The sequence below is a fragment of the Streptomyces sp. enrichment culture genome (assembly GCF_964272895.1).
Lineage (GTDB): Bacteria > Actinomycetota > Actinomycetes > Streptomycetales > Streptomycetaceae > Streptomyces.
The window spans coordinates 6163264-6183696 of sequence record NZ_OZ186832.1; the positions used below are offsets into that span (position 1 = coordinate 6163264).

At 74.6% G+C, this 20433-nt stretch carries 18 protein-coding genes; 14 read left to right on the forward strand and 4 right to left on the reverse strand.

What is annotated here, in order from left to right; translation table 11 throughout:
- The first annotated feature begins 6 nt into the window (after positions 1-6).
- The 10 genes from ACSU6M_RS27565 (at position 7) to ACSU6M_RS27610 (ending at position 10727) form a co-directional block, all read left to right on the forward strand.
- Complete coding sequence (locus tag ACSU6M_RS27565) at positions 7-999, forward strand: translation initiation factor 2 (protein ID WP_437073184.1); 993 nt, start codon at positions 7-9, stop codon at positions 997-999.
- 97 nt (positions 1000-1096) lie between these two features.
- The gene (locus ACSU6M_RS27570) at positions 1097-2992 is read left to right on the forward strand and encodes a gamma-glutamyltransferase family protein (RefSeq protein ID WP_437073186.1); all 1896 of its coding nucleotides are present in this window, start codon (positions 1097-1099) and stop codon (positions 2990-2992) included.
- Between the two features lie 130 nt (positions 2993-3122).
- Complete coding sequence (locus ACSU6M_RS27575; RefSeq protein WP_437073188.1) at positions 3123-3968, forward strand: inositol monophosphatase family protein; 846 nt, start codon at positions 3123-3125, stop codon at positions 3966-3968.
- Between the two features lie 222 nt (positions 3969-4190).
- Positions 4191-5618 (forward strand): phytoene desaturase family protein, encoded by a 1428-nt coding sequence (locus tag ACSU6M_RS27580; RefSeq protein WP_437073190.1) that lies wholly within the window; start codon positions 4191-4193, stop codon positions 5616-5618.
- Between the two features lie 29 nt (positions 5619-5647).
- Positions 5648-6157, forward strand: a complete 510-nt coding sequence (locus ACSU6M_RS27585) for an O-acetyl-ADP-ribose deacetylase (RefSeq protein WP_437073192.1) — start codon at positions 5648-5650, stop codon at positions 6155-6157.
- Positions 6158-6466: 309 nt separating this feature from the next.
- Positions 6467-6883, forward strand: a complete 417-nt coding sequence (locus ACSU6M_RS27590; RefSeq protein WP_437073194.1) for a CBS domain-containing protein — start codon at positions 6467-6469, stop codon at positions 6881-6883.
- A 10-nt stretch (positions 6884-6893) separates the two neighbouring features.
- Positions 6894-7253: a DUF6343 family protein gene (locus tag ACSU6M_RS27595; RefSeq protein ID WP_437073196.1), complete on the forward strand. Its 360-nt coding sequence runs from the start codon at positions 6894-6896 to the stop codon at positions 7251-7253.
- Between the two features lie 117 nt (positions 7254-7370).
- Entirely contained in the window at positions 7371-8783 is a 1413-nt protein-coding gene (gene lpdA, locus ACSU6M_RS27600; protein WP_437073198.1) for a dihydrolipoyl dehydrogenase, read from the forward strand.
- Between the two features lie 109 nt (positions 8784-8892).
- Complete coding sequence (locus ACSU6M_RS27605; RefSeq protein ID WP_437073200.1) at positions 8893-10251, forward strand: hypothetical protein; 1359 nt, start codon at positions 8893-8895, stop codon at positions 10249-10251.
- On the forward strand, positions 10248-10727 hold the full coding sequence (locus ACSU6M_RS27610) for a DUF7144 family membrane protein (RefSeq protein WP_437073202.1): 480 nt from the start codon (positions 10248-10250) through the stop codon (positions 10725-10727). The genes ACSU6M_RS27605 and ACSU6M_RS27610 overlap by 4 nt, the downstream gene beginning before the upstream one ends.
- Before the next feature lie 7 nt (positions 10728-10734).
- On the opposite strand, the gene ACSU6M_RS27615 is transcribed toward ACSU6M_RS27610, so the two are convergent.
- Positions 10735-11091: an ArsR/SmtB family transcription factor gene (locus ACSU6M_RS27615; RefSeq protein ID WP_437073203.1), complete on the reverse strand. Its 357-nt coding sequence runs from the start codon at positions 11089-11091 to the stop codon at positions 10735-10737.
- Positions 11092-11147: 56 nt separating this feature from the next.
- On the opposite strand from ACSU6M_RS27615, the gene ACSU6M_RS27620 reads away from it, so the two are divergent.
- The 3 genes from ACSU6M_RS27620 (at position 11148) to ACSU6M_RS27630 (ending at position 15107) form a co-directional block, all read left to right on the forward strand.
- Entirely contained in the window at positions 11148-13079 is a 1932-nt protein-coding gene (locus ACSU6M_RS27620) for a heavy metal translocating P-type ATPase (protein WP_437073205.1), read from the forward strand.
- A gap of 61 nt (positions 13080-13140) precedes the next feature.
- On the forward strand, positions 13141-14604 hold the full coding sequence (locus ACSU6M_RS27625; protein WP_437075379.1) for an AlkA N-terminal domain-containing protein: 1464 nt from the start codon (positions 13141-13143) through the stop codon (positions 14602-14604).
- 20 nt (positions 14605-14624) lie between these two features.
- Positions 14625-15107, forward strand: a complete 483-nt coding sequence (locus tag ACSU6M_RS27630) for a methylated-DNA--[protein]-cysteine S-methyltransferase (protein ID WP_437073207.1) — start codon at positions 14625-14627, stop codon at positions 15105-15107.
- Here the strand turns inward: ACSU6M_RS27630 and ACSU6M_RS27635 are convergent.
- Complete coding sequence (locus ACSU6M_RS27635; RefSeq protein ID WP_437073208.1) at positions 15104-15829, reverse strand: SIR2 family NAD-dependent protein deacylase; 726 nt, start codon at positions 15827-15829, stop codon at positions 15104-15106. The two genes, ACSU6M_RS27630 and ACSU6M_RS27635, sit on opposite strands and share 4 nt — an antisense overlap.
- Positions 15830-15912: 83 nt before the next feature.
- Between ACSU6M_RS27635 and ACSU6M_RS27640 the strand changes: the two genes are divergently transcribed.
- A complete protein-coding gene (locus tag ACSU6M_RS27640) occupies positions 15913-16110 on the forward strand; it encodes a type II toxin-antitoxin system VapB family antitoxin (protein WP_437073209.1) in 198 nt (65 codons plus the stop codon).
- 33 nt (positions 16111-16143) lie between these two features.
- Here ACSU6M_RS27640 and ACSU6M_RS27645 read toward each other — a convergent pair whose 3' ends face one another.
- Together ACSU6M_RS27645 and ACSU6M_RS27650 are read right to left on the reverse strand one after the other, a co-directional pair.
- Entirely contained in the window at positions 16144-16635 is a 492-nt protein-coding gene (locus ACSU6M_RS27645; RefSeq protein ID WP_437073211.1) for an NUDIX domain-containing protein, read from the reverse strand.
- A 32-nt stretch (positions 16636-16667) separates the two neighbouring features.
- Positions 16668-20426, reverse strand: a complete 3759-nt coding sequence (locus ACSU6M_RS27650; RefSeq protein ID WP_437073213.1) for an SAV_2336 N-terminal domain-related protein — start codon at positions 20424-20426, stop codon at positions 16668-16670.
- Positions 20427-20433 lie beyond the last annotated feature (7 nt).

Sequence of the window (20433 nt, forward strand, 5' to 3'; positions counted from 1 at the left end):
TTGACGATGGCTCGTGACAGATTCACCGTGGTCGGCCGGAGGACGGGCTGTCATCTCTACGAGGGTGACGGGACCCGTGCCATCCGCGAGGGGGACGTACGCGTCAAGCACCGCGCGGAACGCGTGCAGTTCCCCGAGGAGATCGGCGACTGGCGGCGCGCCATCGAGGAGGAGGAACAGCGCAAGGAGGCCCTCGGCCTTCCGCACCGCTGGAACAACGCGCGCTTCGCCGTCGAGCGGATCGTGGTGACCCGCACCCACCTCGCCGAGGACCCGGTGGTCACCCTCACCCTCCAGGACGCCGACTACTACGACTTCCTCACCACGTCGCTCAACCTGGAGCGCACCCAGCACAACGGCCTGACCCTGCGCGAGCAGTACCTGGAGGGCGAGGACCCGGCCGACGCCCCGGCGTGGATGAACTGCAGCTTCGGCGTCAACGTGGCGCTGGAGACCGGCAGGGACGGCCGGATGCTGTTCTCGCGGCGCAGCGCCCATGTGGCCGGGCCGAACAGCTCCCGGTGGAACTCCTCGGCCAACGAGGGCCTCGCCCGTGAGCACGACCTGCCCAAGGACGGCAGCCCGATCAGCCTGCACGCGGTCGCTCGCCGGGCCCTGTACGAGGAGCTGGCCGTCCATCCGACGGACGAACTCGACCTGGAGTTCCTGGGATTCGGCCTCGACCTGATCAACCACCAGTGGGCGGGCTTCTTCCGCGCGGTGCTGCCGGAGCTGGACGAGGAGACGCTGCGGCTGCGCTGGACCCGCGGGATCACCGACAAGTGGGAGCACGACCGCTTCGCGTTCGTCCCCGCCGACCCCGAGTCCGTCCTCGGGTTCATCGCCGACCAGCCGGCGGAGCGGTGGACCCCGTGCGCCCCGGCCCTCTTCTACCTCGCTCTGGTCCGCGGTGCCGTACGGCGTGCCGGAGGCGATCCCGCCGCCCGCGTCCGGGTCGAGAAGGCGGAACAGGACGTCATGACGGCCAGAGGGCTGTGACCGGCCCCCCGCCACGGGGGAGAAGGACGGGGCAGCCACCCCCGCTACGACCCGTCGGCCCCGGCCGACCCACGCACACCGACACACCGAGGCGGACATGCAGTTCACGACGCGCCCCACGCTGAGCGGCACCTTCGGCATGGTGTCCGCCACCCACTGGCTGGCCTCGCAGTCGGCGATGGCGGTGCTGGAGGACGGCGGCAACGCCTTCGACGCGGCCGTGGCGGGGGCGTTCGTGCTGCATGTCGTCGAGCCGCACCTGAACGGGCCCGCCGGCGAGGTGCCGATCCTGCTCGCCCCGGCGGGCGGCGAGGTACGGGTGCTGTGCGGGCAGGGGGTGGCCCCGGCCGGGGCGAGCGTCGGCCACTACCGGGGGCTCGGCCTGGACCTGGTCCCCGGCACCGGCCCGCTCGCCGCCGCCGTCCCCGGCGCCTTCGACGCCTGGATGCTGCTGCTGCGCGACCACGGCACCAAGGGCCTGGACGACGTCCTGAAGTACGCCGTCGGATACGCCGAGCACGGCCACCCGCCCGTGGAGAACCTGGGCGCGACCGTGGAGACCGTGCGCGAGCTGTTCGAGACCGAGTGGACCTCCTCCGCCGCGGTCTATCTGCCCGACGGGCGGGCACCCCGCCCCGGCCGGCTGCTGCGCAATCCCGCCCTCGCGGCCACCTGGAAGCGCCTGCTCGCCGAGACCGCCCACGCCGGGGACCGGGAGGCGCGGATCGAGGCCGCACGCGAGGTGTGGCGCACCGGCTTCATCGCCGACGCGCTCGTACGGCAGTCCGGGCGCCCCACCCTCGACACCAGCGGCGAGCGCCACACGGGCACACTCACCGCCGCCGACCTCGCCGGCTGGTCCGCCACCTACGAGACGCCGGTGACGTACGACTGGAACGGCTGGACCCTGTGCAAGGCAGGCCCCTGGAGCCAGGGCCCCGTCCTGCTCCAGCAGCTCGCCCTGCTCCCGCCCGAGCTGCCGCCGTACGGCACCGCCGAGTATGTGCATCTGCTGGTCGAGGGCTGCAAGCTCGCCATGGCCGACCGCGAGGCATGGTACGGCGACGCCGCCGAGGTACCGGTCGCGGAGCTGCTCTCGGACGCGTACAACGACGGGCGGCGGGGTCTGATCGGCGAGGGGGCCTCGTACGCGCTGCGGCCCGGCCGTCCGGGCGGGCGCACCCCGCGGCTGCCCGCGCACGCGCGCATGGCCGCCGCCGTCGCGGCGGATCCGCCGGCCGCCCCGGGGGTGGGCGAGCCCACCGTCGCGAAGCCCTCGACCTCGCCGGTACCGGGCGAGCCGGCCGCGCCCGGTGAGTCCGCGGTGCCCGCCGGGCCGGGGGAGCGCACCCTGCCGGGGGAGCCGGGGGTCGCGGCGGACGGGGGCACGCGGGGCGACACCTGCCATCTGGACGTCGTCGACCGGTGGGGGAACATGGTCTCGGCCACGCCCAGCGGCGGCTGGCTCCAGTCCAACCCCGTCGTCCCCGAACTCGGCTTCCCGCTCGGCACCCGGCTGCAGATGACCTGGCTGGAGGAGGGCCTGCCGAACTCGCTCACCCCCGGCCGCCGCCCCCGCACCACCCTCACCCCGTCCCTCGCGCTGCGCGACGGCGTGCCCGTGATGGCCTTCGGCACCCCCGGCGGTGACCAGCAGGACCAGTGGCAGCTGCACTTCTTCCTGGCCGTCGCCCTACGCCCGTCGGTGCGCGGCGGCCTCGACCTCCAGGGCGCCGTGGACGCCCCGAACTGGCACAACGACTCCTTCCCCGGCTCCTTCTATCCGCGCGGCATGCGGCCGGGCAGCGTGACCGTGGAGTCGCGGATGCCCGAGGAGGTGGTGGCCGGGCTGCGGCGGCGCGGCCATGACGTCACCGTCGGTGACGCCTGGTCCGAGGGGCGGCTGTGCGCGGTCGCCCGCGACCCCTCGACGGGTGTGCTGTCGGCGGCCGCCAATCCGCGCGGGATGCAGGGGTACGCCGTCGGGCGCTGAGCCGGACCGACCGGGGTCCGTCCCGCCTCCGCCCGGTGCCCCTCCCGCCTCCGCTCGGGGTCCGTCCCGGTTCCGCCCGGTGTGGGCGGCCCGGGTGAGGATTGTCGGTGGCGCGTGATCTCATGGAGGCATGATCGAAGACACGGAAACCATCGACGAGTTTCTCGCCCGCCACTCGGCCGACGTGGAGGAGGCGGTCCGCAAGGCCGCCGAGGCCGAGATCATGCCGCGCTTCCGCCGCCTCGCCGCCCACGAGGTCGACCTCAAGAGCGGCCCGCACGACCTGGTGACGGACGCCGACCGGCTCGCCGAGCGCTATCTCACCGAACAGCTCGGCGCCCTGCTGCCCGGCTCCCTCGTCGTCGGCGAGGAGGCGGTGCACGCCAACCCGGCGACGTACGAGGCGCTGCGGGGCGACGCCCCGGTCTGGATCGTCGACCCGGTCGACGGGACACGGCAGTTCGTGCACGGCGAGACCGGATTCTGCACCCTGGTCGCCCTCGCCCGGCGCGGCGTCCTGCTCGCCTCGTGGACGTACGCGCCCGCCCGCGGCCAACTGGCCACCGCGGTACGGGGCCGGGGCGCGTTCCTCGACGGGGAGCGGCTCTACGCCGGACCGGCCGCACCGGGCCGCGACCTCCAGGTCGCCACCTCCCACCCGGACTACACCACCGACGAGCAGAAGCGCGCGCTGCTCGGCCTGTGGACCGACGGTGTGGCACCGCGCGCGTGCGGCTCGGCCGGCCTGGAGTACCTGGCCATAGCCCGCGGCGAGTTGGACGCGGTCGCCTTCTCCTGGGAGGCGGCCTGGGACCACGCGGCGGGCCTGCTGCTGGTCGAGGAGGCGGGCGGCGCCCACCTCACGCTGACCGGCGAACCGTTCCGCGTCACGGGCGGCAACTCCCTGCCGTTCACCGCGGCCAGGGACACCGCGACCGCCCGGCGGGTGCTGGGGCTGCTGTCGGGCACGGCCTGACCAGCGGGAGAGGAGGCCGCTTCCCGGATGGGGCACGGGTGTTGCTGTCCGGGGCACGAGCCGGTGCCGTGCGGGGCAGGAGCCGGTGTCACGCGGGCACGGGCGGGGCACGAGCCCGTATCGGTCGGGGCACGAGGCATTGCCTGGCGGGGCACGAGGCGTTGTCAGTCGCCCGGCATATCCTGACCCTCAGAGGCCATCGGCTGACGAAGGAGTCCGAAGGTGCCGACCATGTTCGATGCGGTCGTGGTGGGAGCGGGGCCGAACGGCCTCACGGCCGCCGTCGAGCTGGCCCGCCGCGGCTTCTCCGTGGCCCTGTTCGAGGCGCGCGACACCGTCGGGGGCGGCGCCCGCACCGAGGAGCTGACCCTCCCCGGCTTCCGTCACGACCCCTGCTCGGCCGCCCACCCGCTCGGCATCAACTCACCCGCCTTCCGCGCCCTGCCGCTCCAGGAGCACGGGCTGCGCTGGCTGCACGCCGACCTGCCCATGGCCCACCCCTTCCCGGACGGCACCGCCGCCGTGCTGTCCCGGTCCGTCGCCGAGACCGCCGCCTCCTTCGGACCGCGCGACGCGGGCGCCTACCGCCGGCTGGTCGAGCCGTTCCTGCCGCACTGGGACACCCTGGTCCGCGACTTCATGTCCCTGCCGCTGACCGCCCTCCCGCGCGACCCGGTCACCCTCGCCCGCTTCGGACTGCTGGGCCTGCCGCCCTCCACCTGGCTGACCCGCCGCTTCCACGACGAGCGCGCCAAGGCCCTCTTCGCCGGTCTCGTCGCCCATGTCATCGCCCCGCTGAACGGCCTCGCCACCAGCGCCGTCGGCCTGGTCTTCGCGCTCGCCGCGCACGCCCGCGGCTGGCCCGTCGCCGAGGGCGGCAGCCAGGCCCTCTCCGACGCGCTCGCCTCCCTGCTGCGCGCCCACGGCGGCATCGTCCACACCGACTACGAGGTCAAACGCCTCGACGACCTGCCGCCCGCCCGCGCCTACGTCTTCGACACCTCCCCCACCGCCCTCGCGCGCATCGCCGGGCTCGGCGACCGCCACGACGGCTACCGCTACGGCGCCTCCGTCTTCAAGATCGACTACGCCCTCGACGGCCCCGTGCCCTGGACCGCGAAGGAGGCCCGCGCCGCGGGCACCGTCCAGATCGGCCCGAGCAGCGCCGAGATCGACACCGCCCTGCGTGCCGCCTCCCGCGCGGGCCGCGCCCCCGAGGTGCCGTTCCTCATCACCGTGCAGCCCAGCGTCGTCGACCCCACGCGCGCGCCGGCCGGCAAGCACGTCTTCTGGGCGTACGGACATGTGCCCCACGGGTGGGACGGCGACCTCACCGACGCCGTCGAGCGCCAACTGGAGCGCTTCGCGCCGGGGTTCCGCGACCGCGTCCTCGCCCGCGCCACCGCCGGGCCACCCGAACTCGCCGCGCGCAACGCCAACTACGTCGGCGGCGACATCGCCTGCGGCGCGTTCACCGGCCTGCAGACGCTGCTGCGCCCGCGGCTGTCCCTGCGGCCCTACCGCACCCCGCACCCGGCCGTCTTCCTCTGCTCCTCGGCCACCCCGCCGGGCCCCGGAGTGCACGGCATGTCCGGCCACAACGCGGCGAAGGCGGTCTGGCGACGACTGAGACAACTGAGACAGGGCTGAGCGCGAGCCGTCTGGAATGCTGCGGCACCATGACCACCATCACGCTCGTCCAGGGTGACATCACCCGGCAGACCGCCGACGCCATCGTCAACGCCGCGAACTCCTCGCTGCTGGGCGGTGGGGGAGTGGACGGCGCCATCCACCGCCGCGGCGGCCCCGCCGTCCTCGACGACTGCCGCCGCCTGCGCGCCTCCCACTACGGCAAGGGCCTGCCCACCGGGCAGGCCGTCGCCACCACCGCCGGCGATCTGGACGCCCGCTGGATCATCCACACCGTCGGCCCCCGCTACAGCCCCGAGGAGGACCGCTCCGAGCTGCTCGCCTCCTGCTACCGCGAGTCGCTGCGCGTCGCCGACGAGCTCGGCGCCCGCACCGTCGCCTTCCCCGCCGTGTCCGCGGGCATCTACGGCTGGCCGATGGACGACGCCGCACGCATCGCCGTACAGACCGTCCGCGCCACCGACACCGCCGTCGAAGAGGTGCGCTTCGTGCTCTTCGACGAGCAGGCGTACCGGGCGTTCCGGGCCCAGGTCGGCTGACGGCGGCCCCGCCCGGTGCCGGACGCCGCGCAGAGCCGTTGGTGTGACCGCCGCCGAGCGGGGAAACCCGGCCCGCGTAGGAGGGAGGCGGATCCGCGGACGCGATCCGCCCCGGACACGCGCCGCCTCGCCGCCACCGCCCCGGACCGGACACCGCAGACCCGAGACACCGCAGACCCCAGACACCACCACCCCCGGACACCCGGACCCCCCCGCCCCCATAACCCTCCGCCCCGCCGTCCCCACAACCCGCCCCACCCCCGCCGTCCCCCAGACCCCACCGCAGGCCCGCCACCCCCGGAGGCCCTCATGACCCGGCAGATACGAGACGTGATGTCACCCGGCGCCGCCGCCGTCGAACCGATGACCACGGTGGCACGGGCGGCGCAGGTGATGCGTGAGCGGGACATCGGCGATGTCCTGGTGGCGTACGACTGCGACCTGTTCGGCGTGCTGACCGACCGCGACATCGCGGTCCGGGTCGTCGCGGAGGGCCGCGACCCCGCGGCCACCACCGTCGGTACGGTCTGCACCCGCCCGCCGGTCGTCACGCTGGGCCCGGACGACACGACCGACCGCGCGGCCGAGCTGATGCGCCGCCACTCGGTGCGCAGGCTGCCCGTCGTGGAGCACGGCGGCTGCCCCGTCGGCGTGGTCAGCCTCGGTGACCTCGACGACCCGCGCTCCGCGCTCGCGGACATCAGCCGCGCCGTCCCGAACCGGTGAGGAGCCCGCCATGTCCAGCCACCGCCCCGAGCCCCACGCCCGCGCGGGCGCCCACCAGGAACCCCCGGTGCCCCGCTCCCGCTCCGGCGTGATCGGCCGCCGCCACCCGCGGACCGGAACCGAGCCCGTCGCCGCCCAGAGCCCGCTGCGGCTGAGGCTTCTGCTGTCCGGCGTCTTCCTGCCGGTGTTCGCCGCCGCCACCGTGCTCTTCGCGCTGTGGGCCGCCCGGTCCGGCTCCGACGACTCGCCGGGGACCGGGCCGCTGACCGCGATGGCCGTGCTGTGCGGCGCGCTCGCCCTGTTCGCGGCCGTCGACCTGATCGTCGTACGCCGCAGGCTGCGGCGGGAGAGGGGTGCCGGGTACCGGTGAGAGGGTGATCACCTTTGGGGGAGCTGTGTGGCGGCGAGCAGGGCCGGGCGAAACAATCTGTTGCGCACGCACCGTTCCACCGTTCCACCGCTCCTACGTCACCGAAGAGGACCACCCATGGACGAGCAGGACGAGCACTTCGACGTCGTCGTACTCGGAGCGGGCCCCGGCGGCTATGTCGCCGCCGTGCGCGCCGCCCAGCTCGGCGCGAGAGTCGCCGTCGTGGAGGAGAAGTACTGGGGCGGCGTCTGTCTGAACGTCGGCTGTATCCCCACCAAGGCCCTGCTGCGCAACGCCGAGCTGGCGCACATCGTCACCCGCGAGGCGAAGACGTTCGGCATCAAGGTGGACGGCACGGTCTCCTTCGACTACGGCGAGGCGTTCCGGCGCAGCCGCAAGGTCGCCGACGGCCGGGTCAAGGGCGTCCACTACCTGATGAAGAAGAACAAGATCACCGAGTTCGACGGCCGCGGCACCTTCCTCGACGCCCACACCCTCCAGGTGACCGGCTACGAGGGCGACACCCGCACCATCGGCTTCGACCACTGCATCATCGCCACCGGCGCCACGCCGAAGCTGCTGCCCGGCACCAAGCGCAGCGCGCGGGTGGTGACGTACGAGGAGCAGATCCTGGCCGAGGACCTGCCGGAGTCGATCGTGATCGCGGGCGCCGGCGCGATCGGCATCGAGTTCGCCTACGTCCTGCACAACTACGGCGTGAAGGTCACGATCGTCGAGTTCCTGGACCGGATGGCCCCGCTGGAGGACGCCGAGGTCTCCGCCGAGCTGGCCAAGCAGTACCGCAAGCTGGGCATCGACGTGCTCACCTCGACCCGCGTCGACGCGATCGACGAGTCCGGCCCCAAGGTGCGCGTCACGGTCACCGGCAAGGACGGCTCCCAGCAGGTGCTGGAGGCCGACAAGGTGCTCCAGGCGATCGGCTTCGCGCCGAACGTCGAGGGCTACGGCCTGGACAAGACCGGTGTCCGCCTCACCGAGCGCGGCGCGATCGACGTCGACGGCCGCTGCCGCACGTCCGTCCCGCACATCTTCGCCATCGGTGACGTCACCGCGAAGCTGATGCTCGCGCACACCGCCGAGGCGATGGGCGTGATCGCCGCCGAGACCATCGCGGACGCGGAGACGATGGAGCTCGACTACGCGATGATCCCGCGCGCCACCTACTGCCAGCCGCAGATCGCCAGCTTCGGCTACACCGAGGCCCAGGCCCGCGAGCTCGGCTACGACGTGAAGGTGGCGAAGTTCCCGTTCACCGCCAACGGCAAGTCGCACGGCCTCGGCGACACGGTCGGCTTCGTCAAGCTGATCAGCGACGCCAGGTACGGCGAGCTGATCGGCGGCCATCTCATCGGCCCCGACGTCACCGAGCTGCTGCCGGAGCTGACCCTGGCCCAGCAGTGGGACCTCACCGTGCACGAGGTCGCCCGCAACGTCCACGCCCACCCGACCCTGGGCGAGGCCGTCAAGGAGGCCGTGCACGGCCTCGCCGGTCACATGATCAACATGTGACCCGCGCGCGGGGCCGTTCACCCGGACGGCCCCGCCCTGGTCGCTGCCGCCACGACGGCGGGTTGTCCTTGCTTGCGTCGGGTCTCCCCGGCGCGAGGAGGGAGCGGCCATGGCGGACAGCGCGGCCGCGCCGGGCCCGGACGAGCTGCAACGGCTGCGGGCCCGCGTCGCGGCGCTGGAGGCCGAGCGCGCCGCGTGGGAGAGCAGGCGTGCCGCGTGGGAGACCGAACGCGCCGCGCTGGAGGCCGCCGCCCGTCCGCCCCGGCACCGGCTGCGCTCCCTCGCCGCCGCCCTGCTGATCGTCCTCGGCTGTGTGCTGGCCCCGCTGGGCCTGGTGGCCGCCTGGAGCTCCGACCTGGTCGGTGACACCGACCGCTACGTCGACACAGTGGCGCCGCTGGCGTCGGACCGCGCTGTGCAGAACGCCGCGGCCGACCTGGTCACCCACGCCGTGATGGGCCATCTCGACCTGCCCGCGCTGCTCCAGGGCGTCCCGCCCGAGCAGCGCCCGCTGGTGGACAAGGCCCTCGGCGGGCTCGGCGACTCCCTGGAGAGCGCGGTCGCCGGCTTCGTGCACGACAAGGCGCGGGCGGTGGTCGCCTCCGGTGTCTTCGACCGGATCTGGACCGAGGCCAACCGCCGTGTCCACGGCGCCGTCGACGAGGCGCTGACCGGCGGCGGCGACGGCACGGTGACGCTCGACGACGAGACGGTGACCGTGGACCTCGGGCCGGTCGTGGAGCTGGTCAAGCAGCGGCTGGTGGACTCCGGCATGGCGGTGGCCGGGAGCATTCCGCGGCTGCACATCCGCTTCACGGTCGTCGAGTCCGAGGACATCGGCAAGGCCAGGACGTACTTCCGGCTGCTGCGGCTGGCCGGCTTCTGGCTGCCCGTCCTCGCGGTGCTGCTGGTCGCGGCGGGCGTGCTGCTCGCCGCCCACCGCCGCCGGACGCTGATCACCGCCGCCCTGTGCTTCGCCCTCGCCGCGCTGGCCCTCGGCATCGCGCTGACCGTCTTCCGGGGCGTCTACCTGGACTCCCTGCCCTCCGGGGTGTCCCGGCCCGCCGCCGGATCGGTGTACGACACCCTGACCCGCTATCTGCGGGCCGCCGTACGGACGGTGGTGGCGCTGGGTGTGGTCGTCGCGACCGCCGCCTGGCTCGCCGGACCCGGCCGCCGGGCGCGCGGGGCCCGCCAGATCTGGCACGCCGGGATCGGCGCGGCCCGCGGCACGGCCGACCGTCTCGGGATGCGCACGGGAGCTGTGGGCCCCTTCGCCCACCGCTTCCGTCCATGGATCACCTGGCTCCTCGTGGCGGGCGCCGTGCTCGCCTACGCCCTGTGGCCCCACCCGACGGGCTGGGTGGTCGTCGGACTGGCGCTCGCGCTGCTCCTCGCGCTGAGCGTCCTGGACTTCCTCGCCGAGGAAGCACCGAACGAGGGGGAGAGAGAAGGGACAGCACCATGAGCCAGCAGACACCGCAGCCCGGCGGCCGGCCCGACACCGAGATCGGCACCGCCTGGAGCGCCGAGAACCGCGGCCGGCGGGCCGCGGGGCCCGGACAGCCCGACCCCTGGGTCAGCGGCGGCGTCCTCTTCGCCGCGGTCCTCATGCTCTGCAACGGCGTCCTCGCCGTCCTCCAGGGCATCGCGGCGGTCGCCGAGGACGATGTGTACGCCCGCGTCGGCTCCTACGTCTACGAGATGGACCTCACCGGCTGGGGCTGGGTCCACATCATCCTGGGCGCCCTCGTCGCGGTCGTTGGAGCGGGCCTGCTCAAGGCCGCCCCCTGGGCGCGCTTCGCGGGCATCTTCCTCGCCTCGCTCGGCCTGATCGCCCAGTTCCTCTTCCTGCCCTACGCCCCCGTCTGGTCCGTGATCATGATGGCGATCGACGTGTTCATCATCTGGGCGCTGGCCGGCCACCAGCAACGGGCGGTCTGAGCCGGCGTCAGTCCTGCGCGTCGCTGATGCCCAGGCGCAGATGCTCCACGTGGTAGACGGCCTGGTCGAGGAGTTCGGCCACATGGTGGTCGTGCAGGGCGTAGACGACCGAGCGGCCCCGGCGCTCGCCGACCACCAGGCCGAGGTTGCGCAGCAGGCGCAGCTGGTGGGAGCAGGCGGACTGCTCCATGCCGACCTCGGCGGCCAACTCGGTGGCGGGCAGCGGGCCTTCGCGCAGCCGGGCCAGGATCAGCAGCCGGGAGGGCGTGGAGAGGGCCTGGAGGGTGGTGGCCACCTTGGCGACGTTGTCCGCGTCCAGGCGTACCCGATCCGAGGCGGTGGTGGTGACGGCTCCATGACCCATGGCCGTATCCTACCCCTCTCACATGAACAGATGAATGAGTCTTCATGTGTTCCTGTATGGTGTCCGTCGTGTCAGCGACCCTCACCACCCGACCGGCCCCCGTCCGCCCCGCCGCGGCCCCCCGCCGCCGCACCCGCGTCCTCGCCCTGCCCGAGGCCCGCTGGGCGCTCGCCTCCCTCCTCGCGTTCCTCGGGGCCCTCGCCCTGGACCTGGGCGGCGCCCCCGCCTGGGCGCACGTCCCGCTGTACGCCGTCGCCTACGCCACCGGCGGCTGGGAGCCCGCCCTGGAGGGCCTGCGGGCCCTGCGCGAGAAGACCCTCGACGTCGACCTGCTGATGATCGTCGCGGCACTCGGCGCGGCCTCCATCGGACAGGTCCTCGACGGCGCCCTGCTGATCGTCATCTTCGCCACCTCCGGCGCCCTGGAGGCCCTGGCCACCGCCCGCACCGCCGACTCCGTGCGCGGCCTGCTCGACCTCGCCCCCACCACCGCCACCCGGCTCACCGACACCGGCGAGGAGACCGTCGCCACCGCCGAACTCGCCGTCGGCGACGTGCTGCTGGTGCGCCCCGGCGAGCGCATCGGCGCCGACGGCACCGTCCTGGACGGCACCAGCGAGGCCGACCAGGCGACCATCACCGGCGAACCGCTCCCGGTCGTCAAGGGCCCCGGCGACGAGGTCTTCGCCGGCACCCTCAACGGCACCGGCGCGCTGCGGGTCCGCGTCGACCGCGATCCCGCCGACTCGGTCATCGCCCGGATCGTCACCCTCGTCGAGGAGGCGTCCCGCACCAAGGCGCCGACCCAGCTGTTCATCGAGAAGATCGAGCAGCGCTACGCCGTCGGCATCGTCGTCGCCACCCTCGCCGTCTTCGGGATCCCGCTCGCCTTCGGCGCGGACGTCACCGACGCGCTGCTGCGCGCCATGACCTTCATGATCGTCGCCTCGCCGTGCGCGGTCGTCCTCGCCACCATGCCGCCGCTGCTGTCGGCCATCGCCAACGCCGGCCGGCACGGCGTCCTGGTCAAGTCCGCCGTCGCCATGGAACGCCTCGGCGAGATCGACACCGCCGCCCTCGACAAGACCGGCACCCTCACCGAGGGCGTCCCCGAGGTGACGGACGTACGCCCGCTGCCGGACTCCGGCCTCGACGCCGACGCCCTCCTCGCCCTCGCCGCGGCCGCCGAGCACCCCAGCGAGCACCCGCTGGCCCGCGCGATCGTCGCCGCCGCCCGCGCCCGGAACCTGCCCCTCGCCGCCGCGGAGGACTTCACCGCGACGCCGGGGGTGGGCGTCACCGCCACGGTCGAGGGGCGGAAGGTGAGCGTGGGCCGGGCCAAGGACAGCCAGGAAGCCGCCACCGTCGTCCTCGTCACCCGCGACGGCACCCCCCTCGGCACCCTCGCCCTCACCGACCGCCTGCGCCCCGACGCCGCCGCCACCACCGCCGAGCTCACCACCCTCACCGGCACCGCCCCCGTCCTGCTCACCGGCGACAACGAGGCCACCGCCGCCCGCGTCGCCGAGGCCACCGGGCTGACCGACGTCCGCGCGGGGCTGCTCCCCGAGGACAAGGTGAACGCCGTACGCGACCTGGAACGCTCGGGCCGCAAGGTGCTGTTCGTCGGCGACGGCGTCAACGACGCGCCCGCCCTCGCCGCCGCCCACTCCGGCCTCGCCATGGGCCGCGCCGGCTCCGACCTGGCACTGGAGACCGCGGACGCGGTGATCGTCCGCGACGAGCTGACCGCCGTACCCGCCGTCGTCCGCCTCTCCCGCGCCGCCCGCCGGCTCGTGGTCCAGAACCTGGTGATCGCGGGCACCTTCATCACCGTCCTGGTGATCTGGGACCTCGCCGGACACCTGCCGCTGCCGCTCGGCGTGGCCGGACACGAGGGATCGACGGTCCTCGTCGGCCTGAACGGGCTGCGGCTGCTGCGCGAGTCCGCGTGGCGATCCGGGGCGGTGCAGGACAAGCGAGGTTGATGTCGGATTCTCGCCAGCCCCTTCCGCGTGCGTACCGGATGCTGGACCCATGCAGAAGGGGATGCACACCGACCGGGACCACTGTGTCCGTGCCGTCCGGTCCAAGGACGCGCGGTTCGACGGCTGGTTCTACACCGCGGTCCTGACCACCGGGATCTACTGCCGGCCGAGCTGCCCGGTGGTGCCGCCCAAGCCGGAGAACATGACGTTCTACCCGAGCGCGGCCGCCTGCCAGCAGGCCGGCTTCCGGGCCTGCAAGCGCTGCCGCCCGGACACCAGCCCCGGCTCACCGGAGTGGAACCAGCGGGCCGACCTGGTCGCCCGCGCCATGCGGCTGATCGCCGACGGCACCGTGGACCGCGAGGGCGTGCCCGGCCTCGCCGCCCGGCTCGGCTACAGCACCCGGCAGATCGAGCGCCAGCTGCTCGCCGAGCTGGGCGCGGGCCCGCTCGCCCTGGCCCGCGCCCAGCGCGCGCAGACCGCCCGGCTGCTCGTCGAGACCACCGAACTGCCCATGGCGGACATCGCGTTCGCCGCCGGCTTCGCCTCCATCCGCACCTTCAACGACACCGTCCGCGAGGTCTACGCCCTCACCCCCAGCGAGCTGCGCGCCCGCGGCCCCCGCAAGACCCCGCACAACGGCACGCTCGCCCTGCGCCTGCCGTTCCGCGCCCCCCTCAACCCCGACAACCTCTTCGGCCACCTCGCCGCCACCGCCGTACCCGGAGTGGAGGAGTGGCGCGACGGCTCCTACCGCCGCACCCTGCGCCTGCCCTACGGCCACGGCATCGTGGCCCTCAGCCCCCAGCCCGACCACATCGCCTGCCGCCTCACCCTGACCGACCTGCGCGACCTCACCGTCGCCATCAGCCGCTGCCGCCGCCTGCTCGACCTGGACGCCGACCCGGCCGCCGTCGACGAACAGCTGCGCACCGACCCGCTGCTCGCGCCCCTGGTCGACAAGGCGCCCGGCCGCCGCGTCCCGCGCACCGTGGACGAGGCCGAGTTCGCCGTACGGGCCGTGCTCGGCCAGCAGGTGTCCACGGCCGCCGCCCGCACCCACGCCGCCCGCCTGGTCGCGGCGTACGGCGACCGGATCGACGACCCCGAGGGCGGCCTCACCCACCTCTTCCCCACGCCCGAGGCGCTGGCGGCCGTCGACCCCGAGTCGCTGGCCATGCCCCGCACCCGCCGCACGACGTTCACCACCCTGGTGGACCGGCTCGCCGACGGCACACTGCACCTGGGCCCGGACAGCGACTGGGCGCAGACCCGTGCGCGGCTGCTGGAGCTGCCCGGCTTCGGCCCCTGGACCGTCGACGTCATCGCCCTGCGCGCCCTCGGCGACCCCGACGCCTTCCTCCCCACCGACCTCGGCATCCGCCGCGCCGCCCGGGAACTGGGCCTGCCCTCCACCCCGGCCGCCCTCACCGCCCGCGCGGCCGCCTGGCGCCCCTGGCGGGCCTACGCGGTCCAGTACCTGTGGGCGACCGACAGCCACCCGATCAACTTCCTCCCCGTGTAAGGACGTTCGAGGACCACGCCATGAAGCAGCACACCGTCATCGACAGCCCCTACGGCCCGCTCACCCTCGTCGCCGACGACGGTGTCCTGTGCGGCCTCTACATGACCGACCAGCGCCACCGCCCCGCCGAGGAGACGTTCGGCCCGCGCGACGACACGCCGTTCGGTGAGGCGCAGGAACAGCTGGAGGCGTACTTCAGGGGCGAGTTGAAGGAGTTCACCGTGCGACTGCGGCTCCACGGAACCGAGTTCCAGCGCCGGGTCTGGCAGCAGCTCGCCCGCATCCCCTACGGCGAGACCCGCACCTACGGCCAGCTCGCCGACGCCCTCGGCAATCCGGCCGCCTCCCGTGCCGTCGGACTCGCCAACGGCAAGAACCCCGTCGGCATCATCGTCCCCTGCCATCGCGTGGTCGGCGCCGACGGCGGCCTCACCGGCTACGGCGGCGGCCTGGAGCGCAAGCAGCGCCTGCTCGACCTCGAGCGGGGCACCGCGCTGTTCTAGGCGGCCAGCGTCCGCAGCAGCCGGGGCAGCGCCGTCCCGATGGGCTCGCGCACGACCTCGTCGGCGAGCTCGTCGTACGGCGTCGGCTCGGCGTTGACGATGATCAGCCGTGCCCCGTGATCGGCGGCCACCCCGGCGAGGCCGGCGGCGGGCTGGACCTGGAGGCTGGTGCCGACGGCGAGGAACACCTGGCACGCCTTGGTGACGGCCAGGGCCTCACCGAGCACCACGGGGTCGAGGCGCTCGCCGAACATCACCGTCGCGGACTTCAGGATCCCCCCGCACGCCCGGCACGCCGGATCGTCCTCCCCGGCCTCGACACGGGCCAGGGCGTCCTCCATCGGCCCGCGCGCATGACACCGGGTGCACACCACACTGCGGGCGCTGCCGTGCAGTTCGAGCACCTTGCGCGCGGGCATCCCGGCCAGCTGGTGCAACCCGTCCACGTTCTGCGTGATCACCCGCACCGGCACCCCGGACCGCTCCAGCTCCGCCACCGCGCGGTGCGCGGCGTTCGGCTCCGCCTGGAGCGTGCGGTTCTTGCGCCGCATCTGCCACGAGCGCCGCCGGATCTCCGGATCGCCCATGTAGTACTCGTACGTCACCAGCTTCTCGGCCTCGGGATCCTTCCGCCACAGCCCGTTGGGCCCGCGGTAGTCGGGGATCCCGGAGTCCGTGCTGATACCGGCGCCACTGAGGATCGCGACGAGGGGCTTGGTCATGGTGCCGAGGGTAGGCCGGGGCGCCCCCGGGCGGCGAGCGGATAACCCTGCGGCGCCGGGGCGGCGGGTGCTAGCGTCCGGGCATGGCCAAGGTCACCGTCTCGCTGGACGCCGAACTCGTCGTCGAAGTCATGGTGCTGTCCGGGGTGGGCACCCCGCAGGACGCCGTCGAGCTCGTCGTGCGGGACTACATCCAGCGCGGGCACCGCACCGAGGCCCGGGTCGTCGAGCGCGACGAGGTGCTGCACGACCGGGACGCCCGGCCCCGCGAGGAGGGCTGACGCCCGGCGGATCCAGGTCCGCCGGACCCCGGTTCAGCCCACCGGATGCCCGTTCTCCAGCTCCACCGTGCCCGCCCCGTCCCCGAGGACGTCCAGCGCGGCCAGCACCCGGTGACCCAGGGCACCCGGCAGATGCGCGAGCACCTCCTCACGCCCCACCAGCTTCCAGGACAGCAGCTCCTCCTCCTGGAGACGGATCGCCTTCAGATCCTCCTCGTCGAGGACACCGCCGTCGTAGAGATACGCCACCAGCGGCGGCCGGCCCGGTCCCTGCGACCAGTCCACGGCGAGCAGCCGACCGATCTCACGGTCCAGGCCGATCTCCTCGGCCGTCTCACGGCGCGCACCCTCGCGTGGCGTCTCCCCGGCATCCGACTCGACCGTGCCGCCCGGCAGCGCCCAGCCCTCCCGGTAGTTGGGCTCCACGAGCAGGACACGTCCGCCGGCGTCCCGGCACAGGACGGCCGCGCCGGCGAGGACACGGGGCAGGGACGAGATGTACGCCGCGTAGTCGTCAGTGCTCATCCCTGAAGGGTAGACGGCCGGTTCCCGGGCCCTCAGTCCGCCGGGAACGACTCGTCGAGCAGGCGCCGCGTGGCGAGGGTGTCCTCGTGCTCGGCACCGAGCATGCGCACACGCTGGTGGTACAGGGTCCGCGCCAGGCTCCTGCCCAGCCTCTCCTGACCCGAACCGCACAGCGCGATGACCAGCTCGTGGGCGCTCGCCATCGTGCTGGGATGCCCGTCGCCCAGCACCTTGACCCGGCCCTCGTGGGCGGTACGCGCCTGCGGAACCGCCTCCTCGTACCGGTCCAGGGCGATCAGGGTGACGGCCAGGTTGTGACGGGCGAGCAGGGTGGAGGGGTGCTGATCGCCCACGGTGGCCCGCCACCCGGCGAGCACCTCGCTGTAGACCGCGTGCGCCTCCTCGTGGTGGCCGAGCCTGTTCAGCGTGTAGGCCCGCTGCTGGTGGGTGACCAGGGTGTCCGGGTGCCCCGGCCCGAGCCTCGCCGTGCGCCGGGCCGCCGTGTCCTCGAAGATGCCGAGCGCCTCCGCGTACTGCTGCTGCTCCAGGGCCAGCGCTCCCATCTCGTAGTGGCTGGTGAGGGTGTCCGGGTGGTCGTGGCCCAGCAGGTCGCCCTGCTCGGCGGCGATGGCCCGCAGCGCGGTCAGCGCCTCCCGCGGGAAACCGGAGCGCCCGATGTGGACGGCGTGACGCTGCTCGTCCGTGAGCTTCGCCGCCGGATCCAGCCGCGGCAGCGCCAGCAGCCGGCGCAGCGGCGTGCGGTCCGGGGAGCCGTCGCCATGGGTGAGGAAGCCCGCCCCGTGCTGGTCGAGGACGATCCGGAAGCCGAGGCCGGCCACGGGGTCGGCCGCGCCCTCCAGCACCAGGAGGTGGATGCCCAGCTCCGGCCGCAGGGCCCGCTGCCAGGCGAGGACGGTCTCGGGGGCCAGCGCCTCGGTGACCACGACGACCGGACCGAGCGAGGGCCGGTCGACACCCGCCGCGCGCGCCTCCTCCAGGAGGATCGCCCGCCTGCGCAGTTCACCGCCCAGGGCCTCCTCGACATCGGCGGTGTCCGACTGGAGCACGACCTGCCGCAGGTCTCTGGCGGCCGCGGGCTGGAGATACAGACGGGCGTCGCCGACGAGGACGAACCGCACCTCGCCCGGCGCGTAGACCCGGCGGGCCATGCCGTTGACGACGGTGTACAGCAGCGCCGCGCGGGCGGCGAACGGCCCCTGCACACTGCCGTGCGGCCCCATCCGCTCGAGGTCCAGGACCACCTTCCGGCCGTTGTCGTCGACGCCGACCGGGACGGCGGCGCGCATGGCCGGGCTGCCCCGCCGCGCCAGCTCCCCGAGGAACAGGGCGAGATGGGCCGCCGTCGGCCGGTCCGCGAGAACCGGTCCCCGACAGCGCTCCAGCACCCTGCGCAGCGCCGGGCCCGGCCCCCGCGGGGCCGCCCGCAGCAGCAGCGAGGCCAGATCGCCGACGTCGTCGTGGCTGTCCGCGGCATCCCGGTCGACGCACCACCCGGTGAGGCAGACCTCCTCGCGCAGCGGCAGGATCCGCTGCGCGGTGAGGCTGCCGTGGACGATGCCGCGGGCGTGCGCGTGCGCGAGGACACCCGCGGTGTGCCGGGCGATGTGCACCAACTCCTCGTCGCCCACGGTCCCCAGCCGCTGGACCCGCTGCGCGAGACTGGGCACGGGATACGGCGGGTCGGCGTCCACCAGCAGCAGTTCCGTCGCCGTCCAGGAGTCCCCGCTGTCCAGCAGCGCGGGGGCGCCCTTCGCCTTCAGGCCGTGCAGGGCATCGGCCTCCCGCACGACGGACGCCAGCCGCTCGGGAGCGGTCAGCCGCACCACCGCCGTCCGCCCCTTGTCGTCCCGCCCGAGGTACAGGGCCTCGACGGCGGTGGCCGGTTCATGGCGGGCGAACAGCCGCCAGCGGCCCACCTGGCGAGGATCCGCCGCCCCGAGGGACAGCCAGGACGAGCCCGGCGCGTCGACGTATGCGGGCATCGGCTCCTCGGACGCCGGGCCCCCGGCGGGCGGGGCCGAGTCCGCGCCCTGCGGCGCGGCCGCGTTCCGGCCGCCCGGCCCCCCGGCCTCCTGCGCGGGCTCCTGGGCGGCCGGGCGGGAGCGCGGGCGTGCCCGGTCCGGGGCGGGCGCGGCCAGGTCCTCCTCCCGCACCCCCAGCCGCCGCAGCAGCCGCCGGTCGGCCCAGCCGAACGGCTCCGCCTCGGGTACGGCCCGGTCGGCGCCGTCGGGATGGGCCAGCCAGGCCGGGAAGTCGGGGGAGCGGCCGGCCAGCCGGGCCAGCCGGTCCGTCACCGCCCGGCCGGATCTGAGGAGTTCGGGGGCCGGGACGGTGCCGAGCAGGATGTCGCGGGCCTCGTCGCAGAAGTCGTAGCGGCGGTGCCGCGGAACCAGCGGGGACCGCTGCTCGCGCGCCGGGCGCATCAGCCCGCCCAGGAACACCTCCGCCAGATGGCCCGTGTCGAAGCCGGGCCCGAGCACCTGCTGCACCAGCCGCATCACCGGAACGGAGACGGGGGCGACGGCCGCCAGGTGCGCGGCCAGCCGGTATGCCTCGGGCGACGCCGTCTCCCGGAAACGCAGGACGGCCTGCGCCGGCCCGGCCGGCACATCGGCCCGGCGGACCGCGGGCGGGTCGGCCAGCAGCGGCAGGACCGCACTCGTCCCCGGCGACGCCACCACCGAGGTCCAGGTGCCCAGCGCCTCCGGATCGGGCGCGAGGACGGGCACCGGGACGCCGTCGAACGCCGCGAGTTCGGGGGGCAGTACGGGGTCCGCCACCTCCCACTCCAGGTTCGGCGCGCCGCGCCGCCGCGTGGTGACCCGCCAGCGCGCGGCCCGCAGCCCCGAACCGTCCCACAGCGGCCGGGGCAGGGCGTGCAGCACCGCCGTCGGCCCGTGCCGCCCCCACTGCCTCAGCTGCTCCCGCATCCGGCCGTCGCGCCAGGCGGCGCCCACGCCGTCGCTGACGACCAGGACCAGGGTCCGGCCGGTGGTGTCCGTCACGGTCGACGGGGGCAGGTCCGCGGTGCCGACCAGGAACGGCCGCCGCGCCAGCCTCGGGGCGTGCGCGCCCCGCGTGTCCAGACCCAGCACCCGTACCGTCCGGAAGGCGCCGCTGCGCTCCAGCAGACTCTTGACCTCGGCCGCCAGGTGCTGCCACAGCAGCATCGAGGTGCCGTCGTCGACCAGGAGGGTGACGTCCAGCCAGCGTGCCTGCGACGGCCGCAGCACGGCGTCCGGCAGCCCGGACTCCGCGGTGGCCTCGGCGGTGGCCGTCTCGTCCAGCTCCGCCTCCCGCGGGTCGTGGACGCGCAGCTTCAACGGGCGCAAGGAGCGGCCCAGTTGCAGCTGGCCGAAGCGGGACGCACGAGGCGTGGGGGCCCGTACCGGGCGTACCGGCGCGGCGGGTCCGGCGGGTGACCGGCCCGCGGCCGCGTGCAGGGCGGCGGGCTGCGGAGCCTGCGGCTGCGGCACCTCCTGGCCGGGCCCCTGCGGCGGCGCGGGCGGCGGGCCGGGCGGGGCGACCCGGTCGGCGACCGCGGGCGGTGCCTCGGGCGGGGCGGCGGCCTCCCGCGCATCCGGCGGGGGGTCACCCTCGGCGCGGGCCGGGCCGTGCACCCCGCCGAGGGCGCGCACCAGCGGCGCCGACGCGTCCACGGGCAGCCGCCGCGCCAGCCACAGGGCGTCCAGCAGCTCCTCCTCGGACAGCGGCACCCCGCCCTCGGCGAGGGCGGCCGTCACCAGCCGCAGGGCGCCCGCACGCGACACCCCCCGT